This is a genomic window from Streptomyces sp. NPDC053426, assembly GCF_055585405.1.
In genome coordinates this window covers 12525-32479 of record NZ_JBVJKE010000030.1, presented here as the reverse complement: position 1 = coordinate 32479, position 19955 = coordinate 12525, and the positions used below count along the sequence as shown (strand labels likewise).

At 72.4% G+C, this 19955-nt stretch carries 19 protein-coding genes; 15 read left to right on the top strand and 4 right to left on the bottom strand.

Annotation, left to right across the window (positions count from 1 at the left end; genetic code table 11):
• The first annotated feature begins 22 nt into the window (after positions 1-22).
• A complete protein-coding gene (gene tyrS, locus ACZ62B_RS36665; RefSeq protein ID WP_344563828.1) occupies positions 23-1291 on the top strand; it encodes a tyrosine--tRNA ligase in 1269 nt (422 codons plus the stop codon).
• Between the two features lie 106 nt (positions 1292-1397).
• Here tyrS and ACZ62B_RS36660 read toward each other — a convergent pair whose 3' ends face one another.
• Complete coding sequence (locus ACZ62B_RS36660; RefSeq protein ID WP_344563830.1) at positions 1398-1682, bottom strand: GlsB/YeaQ/YmgE family stress response membrane protein; 285 nt, start codon at positions 1680-1682, stop codon at positions 1398-1400.
• 225 nt (positions 1683-1907) lie between these two features.
• Between ACZ62B_RS36660 and ACZ62B_RS36655 the strand changes: the two genes are divergently transcribed.
• Positions 1908-2306: a DUF3099 domain-containing protein gene (locus tag ACZ62B_RS36655; protein ID WP_344563832.1), complete on the top strand. Its 399-nt coding sequence runs from the start codon at positions 1908-1910 to the stop codon at positions 2304-2306.
• 224 nt (positions 2307-2530) lie between these two features.
• Positions 2531-2752: a hypothetical protein gene (locus ACZ62B_RS36650; protein ID WP_344564132.1), complete on the top strand. Its 222-nt coding sequence runs from the start codon at positions 2531-2533 to the stop codon at positions 2750-2752.
• A 22-nt stretch (positions 2753-2774) separates the two neighbouring features.
• Here the strand turns inward: ACZ62B_RS36650 and moaA are convergent, their stop codons facing one another.
• The 3 genes from moaA to ACZ62B_RS36635 form a co-directional block, all read right to left on the bottom strand.
• Entirely contained in the window at positions 2775-3764 is a 990-nt protein-coding gene (gene moaA, locus ACZ62B_RS36645; RefSeq protein ID WP_344563833.1) for a GTP 3',8-cyclase MoaA, read from the bottom strand.
• Between the two features lie 173 nt (positions 3765-3937).
• On the bottom strand, positions 3938-5566 hold the full coding sequence (locus ACZ62B_RS36640) for a solute symporter family protein (RefSeq protein ID WP_344563834.1): 1629 nt from the start codon (positions 5564-5566) through the stop codon (positions 3938-3940).
• Positions 5563-5919, bottom strand: coding sequence for a DUF485 domain-containing protein (locus ACZ62B_RS36635; RefSeq protein ID WP_344563835.1), 357 nt, complete (start codon positions 5917-5919; stop codon positions 5563-5565). Before ACZ62B_RS36635 ends, ACZ62B_RS36640 begins: the two co-directional genes overlap by 4 nt.
• Before the next feature lie 267 nt (positions 5920-6186).
• Between ACZ62B_RS36635 and ACZ62B_RS36630 the strand changes: the two genes are divergently transcribed.
• From ACZ62B_RS36630 to ACZ62B_RS36575, 12 genes are all read left to right on the top strand, one after another.
• Entirely contained in the window at positions 6187-7716 is a 1530-nt protein-coding gene (locus tag ACZ62B_RS36630) for a S8 family serine peptidase (protein WP_344563837.1), read from the top strand.
• 64 nt (positions 7717-7780) lie between these two features.
• Positions 7781-9313, top strand: a complete 1533-nt coding sequence (locus ACZ62B_RS36625; protein WP_468885600.1) for a S8 family peptidase — start codon at positions 7781-7783, stop codon at positions 9311-9313.
• A 96-nt stretch (positions 9314-9409) separates the two neighbouring features.
• Positions 9410-10771 carry a CoA transferase gene (locus ACZ62B_RS36620; protein ID WP_469693712.1) on the top strand — a complete coding sequence of 454 codons (1362 nt, stop codon included), beginning with the start codon at positions 9410-9412 and terminating at the stop codon, positions 10769-10771.
• A 465-nt stretch (positions 10772-11236) separates the two neighbouring features.
• Positions 11237-12223 (top strand): CopD family protein, encoded by a 987-nt coding sequence (locus tag ACZ62B_RS36615; RefSeq protein WP_469693710.1) that lies wholly within the window; start codon positions 11237-11239, stop codon positions 12221-12223.
• Between the two features lie 107 nt (positions 12224-12330).
• Complete coding sequence (locus ACZ62B_RS36610) at positions 12331-13314, top strand: DEDDh family exonuclease (protein ID WP_469693708.1); 984 nt, start codon at positions 12331-12333, stop codon at positions 13312-13314.
• Positions 13315-13411: 97 nt separating this feature from the next.
• Positions 13412-13645 carry a hypothetical protein gene (locus ACZ62B_RS36605; RefSeq protein ID WP_260825739.1) on the top strand — a complete coding sequence of 78 codons (234 nt, stop codon included), beginning with the start codon at positions 13412-13414 and terminating at the stop codon, positions 13643-13645.
• Between the two features lie 49 nt (positions 13646-13694).
• Entirely contained in the window at positions 13695-14489 is a 795-nt protein-coding gene (locus ACZ62B_RS36600; RefSeq protein ID WP_468727195.1) for an SURF1 family cytochrome oxidase biogenesis protein, read from the top strand.
• Between the two features lie 193 nt (positions 14490-14682).
• On the top strand, positions 14683-16245 hold the full coding sequence (locus ACZ62B_RS36595; RefSeq protein ID WP_468727192.1) for a sodium:solute symporter family protein: 1563 nt from the start codon (positions 14683-14685) through the stop codon (positions 16243-16245).
• Positions 16242-16862 (top strand): sigma-70 family RNA polymerase sigma factor, encoded by a 621-nt coding sequence (locus ACZ62B_RS36590; protein ID WP_468885594.1) that lies wholly within the window; start codon positions 16242-16244, stop codon positions 16860-16862. The genes ACZ62B_RS36595 and ACZ62B_RS36590 overlap by 4 nt, the downstream gene beginning before the upstream one ends.
• Positions 16859-17224: a hypothetical protein gene (locus ACZ62B_RS36585; protein WP_468885592.1), complete on the top strand. Its 366-nt coding sequence runs from the start codon at positions 16859-16861 to the stop codon at positions 17222-17224. Before ACZ62B_RS36590 ends, ACZ62B_RS36585 begins: the two co-directional genes overlap by 4 nt.
• Before the next feature lie 12 nt (positions 17225-17236).
• Positions 17237-19039 carry a glycoside hydrolase family 15 protein gene (locus ACZ62B_RS36580; protein WP_469693705.1) on the top strand — a complete coding sequence of 601 codons (1803 nt, stop codon included), beginning with the start codon at positions 17237-17239 and terminating at the stop codon, positions 19037-19039.
• 4 nt (positions 19040-19043) lie between these two features.
• Entirely contained in the window at positions 19044-19799 is a 756-nt protein-coding gene (locus tag ACZ62B_RS36575) for an SDR family oxidoreductase (RefSeq protein ID WP_344563864.1), read from the top strand.
• Positions 19800-19955: the final 156 nt, after the last annotated feature.

The window sequence follows — 19955 nt, the reverse complement described above, 5'->3', positions numbered from 1 at the left end:
TCATCGAGGAGACACGAGAACCGTGACGGACATCGTCGACGAGCTGAAGTGGCGCGGGCTGTTCGCCCAGTCCACTGACGAGGACGCTTTGCGCAAGGCGCTCGCGGACGGTCCCGTCACGTTCTATTGCGGCTTCGACCCGACCGCGCCGTCGCTGCACGTGGGACATCTGGTGCAGGTGCTCACCCTGCGCCGGCTCCAGCAGGCCGGTCACCGGCCGCTGGCGCTGGTCGGCGGCGCCACGGGACAGATCGGCGACCCGCGCCCGACCGCCGAGCGCACGCTGAACCCGCCGGAGACCGTCGCCGGCTGGGTCGAGCGGCTGCGCGGCCAGATCGAGCCCTTCCTCGCCTTCGAGGGCGAGAACGCGGCCCGGATGGTCAACAACCTCGACTGGACGCAGAACCTCTCCGCGATCGAGTTCCTGCGGGACATCGGCAAGCACTTCCGCGTCAACAAGATGCTGACGAAGGACTCGGTCGCCCGGCGCCTCGAGTCCTCCGAGGGCATCAGCTACACGGAGTTCAGCTACCAGCTCCTGCAGGCGATGGACTTCCTCCAGCTGTACCGGCGCCACGGCTGCACGATGCAGCAGGGCGGCAGCGACCAGTGGGGCAACCTCACGGCCGGCCTGGACCTGCTGCACCGGCTGGAGCCGGAGGCCACCGTCCACGCCTACGCCACGCCGCTGATGACGAAGGCGGACGGCACCAAGTTCGGCAAGACCGAGGGCGGCGCCGTCTGGCTCGACCCGGAGATGACGACGCCGTACGCGTTCTACCAGTTCTGGCTGAACACGGACGACCGGGACATCTCGGGCTACATGCGGATCCTGTCCTTCAGGTCCCGCGAGGAGCTGGAGGAGCTGGAGCGGCAGACGGAGGAGCGTCCGCAGGCCCGCGCAGCGCAGCGCGCGCTGGCCGAGGAGCTGACGACGCTGGTGCACGGCGCGGACCAGACGGCCGCCGTGATCGCCGCGTCCAAGGCCCTCTTCGGCCAGGGCGAGCTGACCGGGCTGGACGACCGCACGCTGGCGGCGGCGCTCTCCGAGGTGCCGCACGTCAAGGTGACCGGGCTGGGACCGGTGGTCGACCTGTTCGCCGAGGTCGGCCTGGTGCCGAGCAAGTCGGCCGCGCGGCGCACGGTGAAGGAGGGCGGCGCCTACGTGAACAACGTCAAGGTCACCGCCGAGGACGCCGTCCCCGCCGAGGAGGACCTGCTGCACGGGCGCTGGCTGGTGCTGCGCCGGGGCAAGAAGAACCTGGCGGCGGTGGAGGTCACGGCCGGCTGAGCCGACGGGATGGCGCGGGGCGGTTTCCGGTATGCGCCGGAGGCCGCCCCTTCGTCGTACGCCGGGGACCGCCTCGCCGTACGCCGCCGTCGCCGTATGCGCCGGGTCAGACCCGCTGCCGCTCGTGCTTCCTGCGCTGCATCGCGGTGTACACCATCTCCGCGAGCAGGACGACGACGATCGCCGCGCCCAGCTGGAAGATGTGCCGGCCCCAGTCGATGCCCCGCGTCTCCTCGATCCCGAAGCCCCGCGCCATGGCGTTGCCCACGATGGCGCCGATCATGCCGCAGATGGTGGCCAGCCACAGCGGGATGTGCTGTTTGCCGGGGATCACCGCCTTGGCGATCAGACCGAGCACGAATCCCACGATGATCGCCCACAACCAGCCCATGGCTGCCTCCTCGTACGGCTTGACGCGAGCATTACGGCCAGTGTCGGCCGAGACGCGGTACGCCGCATGTCGGACATGCCGTACGCGCCGCGGGGTGGGGTGACCCGCTCTCGTGACCCGGCAGGGCGCGGCGTAACGTGGACATGTCCGGACCCGGTGTCACGGAACGGGGCGGCGGCCGGTCAGGTACGGGGAAGGTCCGATGCGGGCGGATGGTGGAATGTGATGCGGAAGCAGCATGGCGGCGGCAACGCCCAGGTGTTCCGGATCACCGGTGCCCGGACGGGCCTCCAGGAGGACGTACGGGGGCGGCAGCGCCGGTATGTGATCTCGATGGTCGTCCGTACGATCTCGGTCATCCTCGCGGCGACGCTGTGGAACGTGGAGCGGCACGTCGCGATCGTGGCGCTGGTGCTCGGGGCGGTCCTGCCGTACATCGCGGTGGTGATCGCCAACGCCGGGCGCGAGAACGCGCCGTCCCTGCCGTCGACCTTCGTGACGACGCCGATGAAGCCGATGATCGCGCCGCCGCGGACGAATGACGGTCCCGCGGAATCCGATGCGGAAGATGTGGCGTCACAGGCCGCTCCGGGCGCACGAACGGAGCGGCCCGAGGGGTCGTGAGGACCGGGGCGTGAGCGCGGACCGCGGGAAGCGGAAGGCACTTCCCCGCCAAGCTCAAGAAAAGCTCAGATCAATCATGTTGTTCCGGTGCCGGGGGCGGGGTGACCCGTGACATACTTCGTACGCGCTCCGCATCCCCCGTCGGAGCGACGGACCGACGCCGGGCAGCTCCCCCCGTGGCTGCTCGGCGTCGCCTTTTTCGGGCGGGTTAGGGTCAGGGTGTGATGCTTCCTGATCCCGAGACGCCGGTCTGTTCCGCCAAGGGTTGCCGTGCGGCCGCGGTCCACGTACTGGCGTGGAACAACCCGAAGGTTCATACGCCCGAGCGGCGGAAGACGTGGCTCGCCTGCGAGGAGCACCGGGAGCATTTGTCCCAGTTCCTGGGGGTCCGGGGGTTCCTGAAGGAGGTCGTTCCTCTGGAGGAGTGGGAAGCGCGGGGCGTTTGAGCGCTCCTTCAGGGAGTCACGGCTAGCCCCCGATAGCCGACATCGGCCTGTCCGGCTGGACGAAGGTCGGGTCGTCCAGGCCCGCTCCCGCCTTCTTGCCCCACATCGCCAGCTTCCAGATGCGGGCGATCTCCTCGTCGGGGGCGCCGGAGCGGAGGGCCGCGCGCAGGTCGGTCTCCTCGGTGGCGAACAGGCAGGTGCGTATCTGCCCGTCGGCCGTCAGGCGGGTGCGGTCGCAGGCCGCGCAGAAGGGGCGGGTGACGGAGGCGATGACGCCGACGCGGTGCGGGCCGCCGTCGACCAGCCAGCGCTCGGCCGGTGCGGAGCCGCGCGCCTCGTCGCCCTCGGGGGTCAGCTCGAAGCGGGTGCGCAGGGAGGTCAGGATGTCCCCGGCGGTGATCATGCCCTCGCGCTTCCAGCCGTGCTGGGCGTCCAGGGGCATCTGCTCGATGAAGCGCAGCTCGTAGTCGTGCTCCACGGCCCAGGCGAGGAGGTCGGGGGCCTCGTCGTCGTTGAGCCCCGGCATCAGGACCGAGTTGACCTTCACCGGGGTCAGTCCGGCCTCGCGGGCCGCGTGGAGGCCGTCGAGGACGTCCTGGTGGCGGTCGCGGCGGGTGAGGGTCTTGAAGACGTCCGGGCGGAGCGTGTCCAGGGAGACGTTGACCCGGTCCAGGCCCGCCTCCTTCAGGGCGGGCGCGATGCGCCTCAGCCCGATACCGTTGGTGGTGAGGGACATCTGCGGGCGTGTTTCCAGGGCGGCGACGCGCTCGACGATGCCGACCAGGCCGGGACGGAGCAGCGGCTCGCCGCCGGTGAAGCGGACCTCCTCGATGCCGAGGGAGGAGACGGCGATGTCGACGAGGCGGACGATCTCGTCGTCGGTGAGCAGGTCGGGCTTGGCCAGCCACCGCAGACCCTCCTCGGGCATGCAGTAGGTGCAGCGCAGATTGCACCGGTCGGTCAGCGAGACCCTCAGATCGGTGGCGACTCGGCCGTAGGTGTCGATGAGCACGTGGGCCCCCTCCCTCTACACGGATCACTCGTGCCCGGTCATCTGTGAGCCTACGTGACGCCACCGACAACCCACAGCGACCCGATGCGACGAGGGACGAACGGCCGCGTCGTAGGGACCTACAGGGGTCCCTGTGACGCGGCCGTCGCGCGGTGTGCGGATCGGCGGGCGGATCAGTGGGCGCCGGTGCCGGTCAGGGACCGGACCTCCAGCTCCGCGTACTTCTTGGCGTCGGGCTCCTCCTTCGACAGGACGGTGCCGAGCCAGCCCATCAGGAAGCCGAACGGGATGGAGATGAGGCCCGGGTTCTGCAGCGGGAACCAGGCGAAGTCGACGTCCGGGAACATCGCGTTCGGGGAGCCCGAGACGACGGGCGAGAACAGCACCAGGCCGACGGCGACGACGAGACCGCCGTAGATCGACCACAGGGCGCCCTGGGTGGTGAACCGCTTCCAGAACAGGCTGTAGAGGATGGTCGGCAGGTTGGCGGAGGCGGCGACCGCGAAGGCCAGCGCGACCAGGCCGGCCACGTTGAGGTCGCGGGCGAGGGTGCCCAGCGCGATGGAGACGATGCCGATGAGGACGGTCGACCAGCGGGCCGCCTTCATCTCCTCCTTCTCGGTGGCCTTCCCCTTGCGGATGACGTTGGCGTAGATGTCGTGCGCGAAGGAGGACGACGAGGCGAGGGTGAGTCCGGCGACCACGGCGAGGATCGTCGCGAAGGCGACCGCCGAGATGGTGGCGAGCAGGATCGCGCCCCAGGCCGAGTCGACGCCGCCCAGGTGCAGGGCGAGCAGCGGGGCCGCCGTGTTGCCGGACGCGTTGGAGGCGATGATCTCGTCCTGTGAGATCAGCGCGGCGGCGCCGAAGCCGAGGGCGATGGTCATCAGGTAGAAGCCGCCGATGATGCCGATGGCCCAGTTCACGGACTTACGGGCGGCCTTGGCGTTGGGCACCGTGTAGAAGCGGATCAGGATGTGCGGCAGGCCGGCGGTGCCGAGCACCAGGGCGATACCCAGGGAGATGAAGTCCAGCTTGGTGGTGCCGTCGACGCCGTACTTCAGGCCGGGCTCCAGGAACGCCTCACCCTTGCCGCTGTTCTCGGCGGCGCTGCCCAGCAGGTCGGAGATGTTGAAGTTGAACTTCAGCAGCACCAGGAAGGTGATGAGGATCGTGCCGCCGATGAGCAGCACGGCCTTGATCATCTGGACCCAGGTGGTGCCCTTCATGCCGCCGATGGAGACGTACACGATCATCAGCACGCCGACCATGGCCACGATGAGGATCTTGCCGGCGTCGGAGGTGATGCCGAGCAGCAGCGAGACGAGGATGCCCGCGCCCGCCATCTGGGCCAGCAGGTAGAAGATCGACACGACGATGGTCGAGGTGCCGGCGGCGGTGCGCACCGGGCGCTGGCGCATGCGGTAGGCGAGGACGTCGCCCATGGTGTAGCGGCCGGAGTTGCGCAGCGGCTCGGCGACCAGCAGCAGGGCCACCAGCCAGGCGACCAGGAAGCCGATCGAGTACAGGAAGCCGTCGTAGCCGAAGAGGGCGATGGCGCCCGCGATGCCGAGGAAGGAAGCCGCCGACATGTAGTCGCCGGAGACCGCGAGCCCGTTCTGGAAGGCGCTGAACTGGCGTCCGCCCGCGTAGAAGTCGGCGGCGTCCTTGGTCTGCCGGCCCGCCCAGACGGTGATGCCGAGGGTCGCGAGGACGAACAGCACGAACAAGGTGATGATCAGCGCGCGGTGTTCGCTCGCCTCGTTCGCGGCGAGGGTGACGTGGGTGATCGAGGGGCTCATGCGCCGCCCTCCATACGGTTCTTGATGGCCTCGGCCTTGGGGTCGAGCTTGGTGGCGGCGTGCCGGGAGTACCACCACGCGATGAGGAACGTGGTGACGAACTGCAGGACGCCGAAGACGAAGGCGACGTTGATGTTGCCGAACAGCTTCGCGCCCATGAAGTCGCCCGCGTAGCTGGAGAGCAGGACGTACAGCAGGTACCAGATGATGAACGCGACGGTCAGCGGGAAGGCGAAGGAGCGGTGGGAGCGGCGCAGTTCACCGAACTCAGCGCTCTCCTGCACCTCGGTGAACTCCTCGGGGGTGGGGAGTTTGCGTTGTTCTGTCGAGGGGGGCGGTGCTTCGGCGGCCACGGGGTCTCCTCGCGGTGCGGTTCGGTTCGGGCGGGGACGAAAGGCGAGTGTCCTCGCGCTTCCTGCCCAAGGGCACGGCGCCACGCGAGGGCCGGTTCAACTCTCCGCCGTTCTTTTCCGGTGGCGTTTTCCGAAGACGTTGCCGGCGAAACATTGCTGGCCAGCGAGAGCGCGGGATAGCTTCACCCTGCACCACCCCGTCATGTACCTGCCCGAGCACCACCCGTGCCTCGGGCCGGTTTCGTTTCCGGATGATGTGGAGACCCCATGGCTCATCTGCGTTCCAGACGCCGGCTCGCCCTCGCCGTGCCCGTCGTGCTCTCCCTGACCGCCTCGCTCGGTTTCCTGCCGGCGGCGGCCTCGGCGGCACCCCGGGCGGTGTCGGCCGAGCGGGCGACGGACGCGCCCGCCCTGGCGTACGTCGTCAACACCAGGACGGACCGCCGCACGATCGCGTCGGTGGAGCGGGCGATCGCCGCGGCCGGCGGGAAGGTCGTGGTCACGTACGACAGGATCGGCGTGATCGTCGTCCACTCGGCGAACCCGGACTTCGGTGAGGAGATCCGCGCGGCGCGCGGGGTCCAGTCGGCCGGCGCCACCCGCACCGCGCCGCTGACCCGCGCCGGGACGACGGACGAGGGCGCCGCCGACTTCATGACGGCCGCCGAGGCCGCGCGGACGGAGGCCGTCTCCGCGCGGACCCCCGGCAGCGAGCCGCTCGAGGCCGACCAGTGGGACCTGCGGGCGATCGGCGCCGACAAGGCCGCGAAGATCGACGACGGCAGCCGCAGGGTGACCGTCGCCGTGATCGACACCGGTGTCGACGACACCCACCCGGACCTCGCCCCGAACTTCTCCGCCTCCCAGTCGGCCAACTGCGTCGGCGGCAAGGCGGACACCAGCGAGGGCGCCTGGCGGCCGTACACGGCCGACGACTACCACGGCACCCATGTGGCCGGTGAGATCGCCGCGGCCCGCAACGGCATCGGGGTCGCCGGTGTGGCGCCGGGCGTCAAGGTGGCCGGCATCAAGGTCAGCGACCCGGACAACGGCCTCTTCTACCCGGAGAACGTCGTCTGCGCGTTCGTGTTCGCCGCCGACCACGGCGTGGAGATCACGAACAACAGCTACTACGTCGACCCGTGGCTCTACAACTGCGTGGACGACCCGGACCAGAAGGCGATCGTCGACGCGGTCGACCGGGCCCAGCTCTACGCCCAGCGCAAGGGCACGCTGCACCTCGCCTCGGCCGGCAACTCCAACCACGACCTGGCCTCCGACGCGATCGTCGACGACTCCAGCCCCGACGACTCCACGCCGGTGACGCGCACCATCGACCCGAGCGAGTGCTTCGACGTGCCGACCCAGCTTCCGGGCATCGTCACCGTCAGCGCGACGGGTGTGCAGAACCTCAAGTCGTACTACTCCACGTACGGCAAGGGCGTCGTCGACGTCGCCGCGCCGGGCGGCGACCGCAAGTACCAGATCCCGGACACCCCGTCGCGGAACGGCCGCATCCTGTCCACCATGCCGAACGGCGAGTACGCCTGGCTGCAGGGCACCTCGATGGCCTCGCCGCACGCCGCCGGTGTCGCCGCGCTGCTGAAGTCCAAGCACCCGTGGGCCTCCCCCGCCCAGTTGCAGGCGCTGCTGAAGGCCCAGGCGGACAACCCGGGCTGCCCGGACTCCTACGACCAGGACGGCGACGGCGCGCAGGACGCGACCTGCGAGGGCGGCAGCCGGGTCAACGGCTTCTACGGCTTCGGCATCGTCGACGCGCTGCGCGCCGTCAGGTGACCCGCGTCGCCCCGCACTTCCCGCCCGCCCGTCCGACCGCACTCGTGAACGAACTGGAGACTTCATGACCGCGTCCCACCCGCGTCACCGCCGCGCGCTCGCCATCCCGGCCGGGATGGCCATGGCGACGGCACTCGCCTTCCTGCCGAACACCGCGGCCACGGCCGCCCCGGCCGACACGGCGCCGGCCGCGGCCCCCGCCGACGCGACCCCGCTCAGCTACGTGGTCAACGTCCGGGGCGGGCACGGCACGTCGGCGCACGTGAAGAAGGCGATCGGCAAGGCCGGCGGGACCATCGTGACGTCGTACGACAAGATCGGCGTCATCGTCGTCCACTCCTCGGACGCCGACTTCGCGAAGACCATCCGCAAGGTGCGCGGAGTGCAGTCGGCCGGTGCCACCCGCACCGCGCCGCTGCCGTCGGCGGCCACCACGGACATGGGCACCCCGAAGGCGCTCAGCGCCTCCGAGATCGCCCGGGCCGAGTCGGCGGCGGCCGAGGGCCAGGACCCGCTCCAGGGTCTGCAGTGGGACCTGCCCGCCATCAAGGCGGACAAGGCGCACGAGAAGTCGCTGGGCAGTTCGAAGGTCACCGTCGCCGTCATCGACACCGGCGTCGACGACACCCACCCGGACATCGCGCCCAACTTCGACCGGGACGCGTCGGTCAACTGCGTGTCGGGCAAGCCGGACACCAGCGACGGCGCCTGGCGGCCGAGCGCGGAGGAGAGCCCGCACGGCACGCATGTCGCCGGTGAGATCGCCGCCGCGAAGAACGGCGTCGGCATGACCGGTGTCGCGCCGGGCGTGAAGGTGTCGGGCATCAAGGTGTCCAACCCGGACGGCTTCTTCTACACCGAGGCCGTGGTGTGCGGCTTCGTGTGGGCGGCCGAGCACGGGGTCGACGTCACCAACAACAGCTATTACACCGACCCCTGGTACTTCAACTGCACGGACGACCCGGACCAGAAGGCGCTCGTCGAGGCCGTCACCCGGGCGTCGCGGTACGCGGAGCGCAAGGGCGCGGTGAACGTGGCCGCGGCCGGCAACGAGAACTACGACCTCGCGTCCGACGAGATCACCGACCCGGTCTCCCCCAACGACTCCACCCCGTCGGACCGGGTGATCGACCCGTCCGAGTGCTACGACATCCCGACCCAGCTCCCGGGTGTGGTGACGGTCGCGGCGACCGGCGCGAAGGGGCTGAAGTCGTCGTTCTCCAACTACGGCCGGGGTGTCGTCGACATCGCCGCGCCGGGCGGTGACTCGACGGCGTACCAGAAGCCGGAGCCGCCCGCCACCAGCGGTCTGATCCTGGGCACGCTGCCCGGCGGGTCGTGGGGCTACATGGCGGGTACGTCGATGGCGTCCCCGCATGTCGCGGGCGTCGCCGCGCTGATCAAGTCGACGCACCCGCACGCCTCGCCGGCGCTGGTCAAGGCCCTGCTGTACGCGGAGGCCGACGCCACCGCGTGCACGGACCCGTACGACATCGACGGCGACGGCAAGGTCGACGCGGTGTGCGAGGGCCCGAAGAACCGCAACGGCTTCTACGGCTGGGGCATGACCGACGCGCTGGACGCGGTGACGCGGTAGTCGCCGGTCCTGCGGGAACCGTGTGAGAGGGGCCGGGCGATCGCGCCCGGCCCCTCTCGCGGCATGGTCCGGCGTCTTTCGCGGCATAGTGCGGTCATGACTGATCTCGCGTCCGTGTGGTCCGCCCTGGGCGGCGATCCCGCCCTCCTCCAGCGCGTGTCGGCCGTCGAACGGCCCGGTGTGCTGGATGCCCGGCTGCCGGTGCGGGAACTGGCGCGCGCCTGTGTGGGCGCGTGCGCGCTGGCCGCCGCCGAGCTGGGGGCGCGGCGGACGGGCGGCGGCGAGGTGCCGGCGGTGCGGGTGGACGACGGGGCGGTGGCCACGGCGTTCGTCAGCGAACGGCATCTGCTGGTCGGGGGGCGGGCCCCGGAGACGTTCGCCCCGCTGTCGCGGTTCTGGCGCACGGCCGACGGGTGGGTGCGCACGCACGCCAACTACCCGCACCACCGGGCCCGGCTGCTGGCCGCGCTGGGCGTGCCGGAGGACCCGGACGCGGTGGCGGCGGCGCTCGCGGAGCGCTCCGCGCGGGAGGTGGAGGAGGCGGTGTACGCGGCAGGGGGGCTCGCCGTCGCCCTGCGGACGCCCGAGGAGTGGGCGGCGCACGCGCAGGGCGTGGAGGTGGCCGGGCGCCCCCTGGTGGAGCGCGAGCGGCTGGATTCGGCCCCCGCGCGGGTGTTCGCTCCGGTGGGCCGGGATCCGCTGCTGCCCGCGGCGGGGCTGCGGGTGCTGGATCTCACGCGGGTGATCGCGGGGCCGGTCGCCACCCGTACGCTCGCGCTGCTGGGGGCGGACGTGTTGCGCGTGGACGCGCCGGGGCTGCCCGAAATCGCCGACCAGCACGCCGACACGGGGTTCGGGAAGCGGTCGGCGCTGCTGGATCTCTCGGTCGGCCGGGATGTGTTCGAGGAGTTGCTCGCGGCGGCGGACGTGGTGGTGACGGGGTATCGGCCGGGGGCTCTGGATCGTTTCGGGCTGACGCCCCGGGCGCTGGCGGAGCGGCGGCCGGGGGTGGTGGTGGCGCAGTTGTCGGCGTGGGGGGCGTACGGGCCGTGGGGGGATCGGCGGGGGTTCGACAGTCTGGTGCAGGTGGCGACGGGGGTCGCGGCGGTCGAAGGGTCTTCGGCGGGGCGGCCGGGGGTGCTGCCGGCGCAGGCGCTCGACCATGGCACGGGGTACTTGTTGGCGGCGGGGGTGTTGCGGGCGATCGGTGAGCAGGGGGAGGGGGGCGGGAGCAGGGTTGTGCGGGTGGCGTTGGCGCGGACGGCCGGGTGGTTGCTGGAGGGGCGTGGAGACGTCGGCGTTCCTGGTGACGTGCCCGTCGGGCAGTGGCTCGCGGAGCGGGACAGTCCGCTGGGGCGGCTGCGGTACGCCCTGTCGCCGGTGGTGTTCGAGGGCGGGCCGCGCGACTGGGCGCGGGGGCCGGGGTGTTGGGGAGCCGATTCGGCTCGGTGGGTCTGAGGGACCGCGCGGGGTTTCACTCGCCGGCGCCGGCGGGGTGCCGCCGCGCCCACCCGTGCCGCCCCAGCGGCACGACTGCCCGCGGCTACGCCGGCAGCCGCCGGAGGGTGGGCACCTGCCCAGCGGTGCAGCTGCCCGTAGCCACGCCAACAGTCGCCGGAGGGTGGGCGCCGGCCCAGCAGCACGACCACCCGTAGCCACGCCAACAACCGCCGGAAGACGGGCGCCGGCCCAGCGGCACGACCACCCGTAGCCACGCCAACAACCGCCGGAAGACGGGCACCGCCCCAGCGGCACGACTGCCCGCGGCTACGCCGGCAGCCGCCGGAGGGTGGGCGTCGGCCCAGCGGTGCGGCTGCCCGTGACTGGGGCGGCGCGGTTGCCCGTAGCTGCGGTGGGGCGGTTGCCGTGGGCGCGGGGTTGCCCGCTTCTGTGGGGTCTTGTGAAGATCCTGGGGTGAGTTTGATGAGAACCAGGGTCGGGGTGGACAGTGCGCGGAGGAGCGGGCGGGGGCGGGCCGTCGCCGTGCTCGTGTTGGTGGCGCTCGGGGCGGTGATACCGCTGCTCGGGCCCTCGGCCGCGTTGCGGGGGACCGGGGAGGCCGATGCGCCCGGTACCGGGGGGATCGGCCTGTTGCGGGCGGTGTTGTTCGCGGCGTTGTCCATACCCGTCGGCGAGTTGTTCGTGCGGCGGCTGGCGCGTTCCGTGCCCGGTGCTCCGCCCGCCGTGCCCCGCAGTTGGTCGACCGTGGCGAACTCCGTCGGTTTCGTGGCCGCCCTCGGACTGGCCTCCGTGGTGGCCACCGGCAACCTGGTGCCCGGCGGCCTCGCCGACATCGACGTCGGCGGTCTCTACGACTCCAGGGACGGAAAACTCGCCCTCCTGGAGGTCAACGCCTTCCTCGCGGCGGCCCTGTGCGCGGCGTCCGGCCGTCCCGGCACCCAGGTGTGGCCGCTGGCCGCGGTGATGGCCGCGGAGGCGCTGCGCGCGCATCCGGTGACCGAGTACAGCCCGCTCATCGGCTCCGGGCTGACCCTGGTGCACCTGGTCTGCGCGTCGCTCTGGGTGGGCGGTCTGCTGCACGCGCTGCGCACCCTGCGGCTGTGGCGGGGAGCGGAGGCGGGCGCCGCGCTGCTGGGGCGCTACGCGCGCGTGGCGGCCGTGCTGCTCGTCGCCGTCACCGCGACGGGCGTGTGCAGTTCGCTGCGCCGGATGCCGCCGGAGACGATCCTGGAGCAGTTGACGGACACGGCGTACGGGCGGGTCCTGCTCGCCAAGGTGATCCTGATGGCCGGGGTCGCCGTCCTCGCCCTGTGGGCCCGGATCCGGCTGGCCCGCGCGCGGGATCCGCTGACCGCCCGCTCCCCCGCGCGGGCGGAGGTGTACGCGCTCGGCGTGGTGGTCGCGGTGTCGGGACTGCTGACGGCGCTTCCGGTGCCGATCCGCTGGTGAACGGGGATGCGCGACCCGTACGGGCATTCCCGGTGTCCGGGGGTGCGGGCCGCGCGGAGGGGCCTGACGGACGGCGGTGTCGGTCCCGGCCCGTATCCTCGTGAACCATGCTCGATGACCTCACGACCGCAGCGTCCTCCCCCACCGTGTGGCCGGCCGCGTATCCGCAGGGATACGCGGTCGTCGACGTGGAGACCACGGGGCTGGCCCGGGACGACCGCATCATCTCCGCGGCCGTCTACCGGCTGGACGCGCGCGGCGAGGTCGAGGACCACTGGTACACGGTGGTCAACCCGGAGCGGGACCCGGGCCCGGTGTGGATACACGGTCTGACGAGCGACGTACTGGATGGGGCGCCCCTCTTCCAGGACATCGCCGCGGAGTTCGCGGCCCGGCTGGAGGGCCGGGTGCTGGTCGCGCACAACGCGGTCTTCGACTGGCAGATGATCGCCCGGGAGTACGCCCGCGCGCGGAGCGAGGCACCGGTGAAGCAGCGGCTGTGCACCATCGCCCTCTCCAAGGAGCTGAAGCTTCCGCTACCCAACCACAAGCTGGAGTCGCTCGCCGCGCACTTCGGTGTCGTACAGCGGCGGGCGCACCACGCGCTGGACGACGCGCGGGTGCTGGCGGAGGCGTTCCGGCCCAGCCTGCGGGCCGCGGCGGCGGGCGGCGTACGGCTGCCGCTGCACGAGTGCCTGCCGCTGACCGAGTGGACGGACCGTCCCTGCACCGGGCAGCAGGCGGGCCCCGGCGGCTACCGGCCGACCAGTTGGCGCCCGTCCCGCAAGCGGCCCGCGTGCCCGTACCCCAATCCGGGTCGGTACGAGCCGGGCGGGCGGCTCAAGCAGGGCATGCGGGTGGCGTTCTCCGGGGACACCTCGGTCGAGCGGGACCTGCTGGAGGACCGCGCGACGGAGGCGGGCCTGCATGTCGCCGGCAGCCTGTCCCGGCTCACCAGCCTCCTCGTCACCAACGATCCGGACTCGGGCACGTCCAAGGTGGTCAAGGCCCGGCAGTACGGCACCCCGGTCGTCGACGAGGCCGCGTTCGGCCAGCTCCTCGGGGACGTCGAAGCCGCGCCGGAAGGCTGACCGGGGCGCCGGGCACGACCGTACGGACGGGTGATTGGCGGGCGACTCGCCCGCCGCCCGCTCGCCCGCGCCGGGCCGACGGCCCACCCTGTGGCCCATGGCGACATGCGAAGTCTGCGGCAACAGCTACGGAATGACCTTCGAGGTGCACGCGCAGGGCGCGGTGCACGTCTTCGACTGCTTCTCCTGTGCGATCCACCGCATGGCCCCGATCTGCGAGCACTGCAGGGTGCAGATCATCGGCCAGGGCGTCGAGGCCGACGGTCACTGGTACTGCGGCGCCCACTGCGCCCGTGCGGAGGGAAAGGCGGGGATCGTCGACAAGGTGTGAGGACGTACCCGCCTCAATGCACCCCGCGACCGAGTTGTACGGTCGTGGGGTGTACCGCTTCTTGTCGTCCCGCCAATGGGTGATCATCACACTGGTCGCCCTGCTCCTCATCCCCACGATGATCTGGCTGGGCTTCTGGCAGATGGACCGCTACGGGGAGCGCGACGCCCGGAACCGGCTGGTCGCCGACGCGCTGGCCGCCGATCCGGTGCCGGTGGAGCGGCTCGCCGCGCCGGGGGACGCCGTGACGCGCGCCGAGCGGTACCGCACCGTGACCGCCGAGGGGCGCTTCGACACCGATGACGAGGTCGTCGTCCGCCGCCGTACCAACGCCGACGACCGGGTCGGCTTCCACGTCCTGACCCCCTTCGTCCTCGACGACGGCAAGGTCCTGCTGGTCAACCGGGGCTGGATCCCCGCGGAGGCGGGCCAGACCGCGTTCCCCGAGGTTCCCGCGCCGCCGCGCGGCGAGGTCACCATCAAGGGCCGGCTGATGCCCGACGAGACGACCGAGGCGAGCGGCATCAAGGACCTCGAAGGGCTGCCGGACCGGCAGATCATGCTGATCAACAGCGAGCGGGAGGCGGAGCGCCTCGGCGCCCAGGTGCTCGGCGGCTATGTGGCGCAGACGGCGCCCGAGCCGAAGGACGGCACCCCGGAGCGGCTCGGGGACCCCGGCAAGGAGAACTCCGCGCTGAACTACGCGTACGCCGTCCAGTGGTGGCTGTTCGCCGCGGCCGTGCCGGTCGGCTGGTTCGTGCTGGTCCGCCGCGAGGCCCGGGAGCGGTCCCGCGCGGCGGCCGAGGCGGCGGACACCGAGGAGACGGAACCGGCGGCGGTGTAGCGGACCCCGTCGGGGACACGCGCCGGGGACACGCTCCAGGAACACGCGCCGTAGCCGGGAATGACCGTTCCGTGCTGTGACCTGCGCTCCTCTCCCGGTTCGGGCCGGTCTGTGCGAGAGTGACGCGGCGCACCGGACGGGCCGTGCGCGCGGCCCTCCCCGAGGGCACCCAGCACACCGAGGACGGTGATGCATGGCCGACGGCGCCATGACCGCGACGTTCCTCGCCGTGATCGGCGGGGCGTCGCTGCTCGCCGTCACCGCGCGGCGGCTGCGGCCGAGCGAGCGGCTGCCCTCGCTGGAGGGCTGGGCACTGGCCGACCGGAGCCTCGGCGCCGGCTGGACCTGGCTGCTGCTCGGCGGGACGGTCTACACGGCGTACACCTTCACCGCCGTACCGGGTCTGGCGTACGGCAACGGGGCGCCCGCCTTCTTCGCGGTGCCGTACACGGTGATCGTCTGCCCGCTCGCGTTCGTGCTGCTGAGCCGGTTGTGGAGCGTGGCCCGGCGGCACGGCTACATCACCGCCGCCGACTTCGTGCGCGGCCGGTACGGGTCGCCGCCGCTGGCCCTGGTGGTCGCGCTGACCGGGATCCTGGCGACGATGCCGTACCTGGCTCTGCAGCTCCTCGGCATCCGCGCGGTGCTCACCGCGGGCGGGCTGTATCCGCACGGGGCGACCGGGGACCTGGTGATGGTGGCGGTGTTCGCGGGTCTCGCGGTGGCCACCTACCGGCACGGGCTGCGGGCGCCCACGGTGATCTCGGCGCTGAAGGCGGTGGCGGTGTTCGTCTCGCTCACCGCCGTCTGCTGGCTGGTGCTGCGGCGCTTCGGCGGGCCCGGCGCGGTCTTCGACGGGGCGGCGCGCGCACTCGGCGGCACGGACACGGCCCACTCCCCGCTGCTGCTGACGCCCGGACAACAGCCCGCGTACGCCACGCTCGCGCTCGGCTCCGCGCTGGCCCTGCTGATGTACCCGCACGTGCTCACCGCCGGGTTCGCCGCCGACGGGACGCGCACCCTGCGCAAGGTGTCGGCGGGGCTGCCCGCCTGGACGGCGCTGCTGGCGCTCTTCGGGTTCCTCGGCATCGCGGCCCTGGCGGCCGGGGTGCGGGCCCCCGAGGGCGGTGCCGAGGCGGCGGTGCCGATGCTGGTCGACCGGCTGATGCCGGGCCCGCTGGCCGGGCTGGTGTTCGGTTCGATCGTGGTGGGCGCGCTGGTGCCGGCGGCGGTGATGTCGATCGCGGCGGCGACCAGCTTCGTACGGAACGTGTACGTCGAGTACGTCCATCCGACGGCCACGCCGAAGCGGCAGGTGCGGGTCGCCAAGGCGGTGTCGCTGACCGCGAAGCTCGGGGCGGTGGCGTTCGTGTTCGGGCTGCGCGACCAGGACGCCATCAACCTCCAGCTGCTCGGCGGGGTGTGGATCCTGCAGATCTTCCCGGCGGTGGCGGTCGGCCTGTACACGCGGTGGCTGCATCCGCGGGCGCTGCTCGCCGGATGGACCGTGGGCATGGTCGCCGGGACGTGTCTGGTGGTGCGCGAGGGGTTCTCCTCGATCGTGCCGCTCGGCCCCGGTAACGGGCCGCTGGAGATCTACGCCGGGGTCGCCGCCCTGCTGCTCAACCTGACCGTCGCGGTGGCCTGCACCGCCGCCCTCGCCCGCCTCGGCGTCCCGCGCGGCGCCGACGCCACCGACCTGCCGTCCCGCCTGATGGCCGGGCGGCGTCCACAGACGGGAGCGGACAACCCGTGAGACGCAGACAGCACCCCCGGACCACCCTGTCACCGGCCCCGGCCCCGTCGGCACCGGTGCCGGTGCCGGTGCCGGTGCCGACGGGGCCGCTCGGGCCCGCCGTCACCGGACCGGACGACGTGGAGCGGGAGGCCGGTGTCGCCCGCCTCTTCGAGCTGCACTACTCCTCGATGCTGCGGCTCGCCGTGCTGCTCGGCGCGGACGACCCGGAGAACGTGGTGGCCGAGGCGTACTACCAGATCTACCGCAAGTGGCGGCGGCTGAAGGACATGACCGCGGCGGAGGCGTATCTGCGCTCCACCGTCTGCGATCTGACCCGGACGCGGACGGGCCACCTCCAGGTCGCCCGCCGGCACGAGGAGCGTCCGGCGGCCCCGGCGGACGAGACCGTGGCCTCCGCCGAGAACACCGCGCTGCTCCGCGACGACCAGCGGGTGCTGATCGACGCGCTCCAGCACCTTCCGGCCCGGCAGCGCGAGGCGCTGGTGCTGCGCCACTGGCTCGGGCTGAAGGAGAGTGAGATAGCCGACGCGATGGGCATCTCCCGTGGTTCCGTCAAGACGCACACCTCGCGCGGCATCTCCGCGCTGACCCAGGCGATGGAGGCCCGGCGATGACGCATCGAGATGCGACTCCGTCGCGTGGCACCGGCCCGGACCGCACCGGCCGCCCCCGGGCCGAACCGCCCCGCCCGCCGGACGCGGAGCGCACCGAACGGGAACTGCGCGACGCCCTCCAGGCCCTGGCCGGCGGGGTGCTGCCCGACCCCGACGCCTACCGCACCGCGCGCGGCGAGTGGCTGCGCCGCGAACGCCGGCGGCGGCTCGTCCTCGCCGTGCTCGTCGCCGTCGTCTTCGCGCTGGCCACGCTGATCGGCCTGTGGGTGCTCAACCAGGCCCCCTCGGACCCCGGCGTCATCTTCTCCGGCGACGGCGCGGCGGCGGCCGACGGTCCGTCACTCCCCCGGCTCCGCCCCTGATTGCCGCCCCCGATGGCCGGGAACCCGCACCCCGTGCACCGTATCGAGGACTACGCGCTCATCGGCGACGAACAGACCGCTGCCCTGGTGGGCGCGGACGGCTCGGTCGACTGGCTCTGTCTGCCCCGCTTCGACTCGGCGGCCTGCTTCGCGCGGCTGCTCGGGGACGAGGACAACGGGCACTGGCGCATCGCCCCCGCCGGCGCGGACCGGTGCGCCCGCCGCTCCTACCGCGAGGACACACTCGTCCTGGACACCGAGTGGGAGACCCCCGAGGGGGCGGTGCTGGTCACCGACCTGATGCCGCAGCGCCACCGCGCGCCGGACCTGGTGCGGATCGTGCAGGGCGTACGGGGTGAGGTGACCGTGCGCAGCACGCTGCGGCTGCGCTTCGACTACGGCTCGGTCGTGCCGTGGGTGCGCCGGGCGGACGGCCACCGGGTGGCGGTGGCCGGGCCGGACTCGGCGTGGCTGCGCAGCGTCCCGGAGGTGGACACCTGGGGCGAGGACATGAGCACCCTCTCGGAGTTCACGGTGAAGGAGGGCGAGCGGGTCGCGTTCGTGCTCACCTGGCACCCCTCCCACGAGCCGCGGCCCCCGCTGGTCGCCCCGTACTCCTCGCTGCGGCACAGCGTGAAGGACTGGCGCGCCTGGGCGGCGCGGTGCCGTTACGACGGCCCGCACCGGGACGCGGTCGTCCGCTCGCTGATCACGCTCAAGGCGCTCACCTACCGTCCCACCGGCGGCATCGTCGCCGCTCCCACCACGTCGCTGCCGGAGGAGCCGGGCGGGGTGCGCAACTGGGACTACCGCTTCTGCTGGCTGCGCGACTCCACGCTGACCCTGAAGGCGCTGCTGGCCGCCGGGTTCCAGGAGGAGGCGGAGGCCTGGCGCAACTGGCTGCTCCGCGCGGTCGCGGGCGATCCGGCGGACCTGCAGATCATGTACGGCCTCGCGGGCGAGCGGCGGCTGCCGGAGTTCGAACTGCCGTGGCTGTCCGGCTTCGGCGGCGCCACGCCGGTACGGGTCGGCAACGACGCGGTGAACCAGCTCCAGCTCGATGTGTACGGAGAGGTCGTGGACTCCCTGGCGCTGGCCCGGCGTTCGGGACTGTCCGCGCAGCCGGACGTGTGGGCGATGCAGGCGGTGCTGCTGGACTTCCTGCGCACGGCGTGGCGCCAGCCGGACGAGGGGCTGTGGGAGGTGCGGAGCGGCCGGCGCCACTTCGTGCACTCCAAGGTGATGGTGTGGGTGGCCGCCGACCGCGCGGTGCGCGCCCTGGAGGAGTTCCCGGATCTCGAGGGTGACCTGGACGGCTGGCGGGAGCTGCGCGACGAGGTGCACCGGGAGGTGTGCGAGAAGGGATACGACCCCGCGCGGAACACGTTCACGCAGTCGTACGGCTCGCGCGAACTCGACGCCGCGCTGCTGCTGATCCCCCGGGTGGGTTTCCTGCCGCCCGACGACCCCCGGGTGCTCGGCACCATCGACGCGGTCCGCGCGGAGCTGGAGCAGGACGGGTTGGTACGCCGCTACACGCCGGACGCGACGGCCGTCGACGGGCTGCCCGGCGGGGAGGGTACGTTCCTGGTCTGTTCGTTCTGGCTCGCGGACGCCCTGCACATGACCGGCAGGACGAAGGAGGCGCGCACGCTGTTCGAACGGCTGATGGGGCTCGCCAACGACGTGGGTCTGCTGGCGGAGGAGTACGACCCGGTGAGCGGGCGGCTGCTGGGCAACTTCCCGCAGGCGTTCAGCCACATCGGCCTGGTGAACACCGCTCTCGCCCTGTTCGGGGACGAGGGGGCAGGATAGGGCCATGGATCTTGGACTGAAGGACCGGGTGTACGTCGTCACCGGGGCGACCCGCGGGCTGGGCAACGCCTCCGCGCGGGAGCTCGTCGCCGACGGCGCGAAGGTGGTCGTCACGGGGCGGGAGGAGGAGTCCGTCGCTCAGGCGGCGTCCGCGCTGGGGCCGGACGCGGTCGGGGTGGCCGTCGACAACGCCGACCCCGAGGCGCCGGCGCGGCTGATCGCCACCGCGCGGGAGCGGTTCGGGCGCTTCGACGGCATCCTCGTCAGCGTGGGCGGGCCGCCGCCGGGGTTCGTCGCCGACACCACCGACGAGCAGTGGCGGGCCGCGTTCGAGTCGGTGTTCCTGGGTGCGGTGCGGATGGCGCGGGCGGCCGCGGCGGAGCTGGGTGAGGGGGGTGTCATCGGGTTCGTGCTGTCGGGGTCGGTGCACGAGCCGATTCCCGGGCTGACCATTTCCAACGGGCTGCGGCCGGGGCTGGCCGGGTTCGCGAAGTCGCTGGCGGACGAGTTGGGGCCGCGGGGGATTCGGGTGGTGGGGCTGCTGCCGGGGCGTATCGATACGGACCGGGTGCGGGAGTTGGACTCGTTGTCGGCGGATCCGGAGGCTACGCGGCGGGCTGCGGAGTCTCGGATTCCGTTGCGGCGGTACGGGACGCCGGGGGAATTCGGCCGTACGGCCGCGTTTTTGTTGTCGCCGGCGGCTTCTTATCTGTCGGGGGTGATGGTGCCGGTGGACGGGGGGTTCCGGCACGGGTTCTGACGCCGGGGCTGGTTGGTGGGTGCGCTGTGCCGGTGCGGGGCGGGGGGGTCGCGCGGCCCGGCGCTTACGGGGTGCCTCCCCCACTCTCGGCTTCGCTCGAGCGGGAGGTACCCCCACCGCCCACCCGTGCCGCCCTGGGGGTACCTCCCAGGCCTT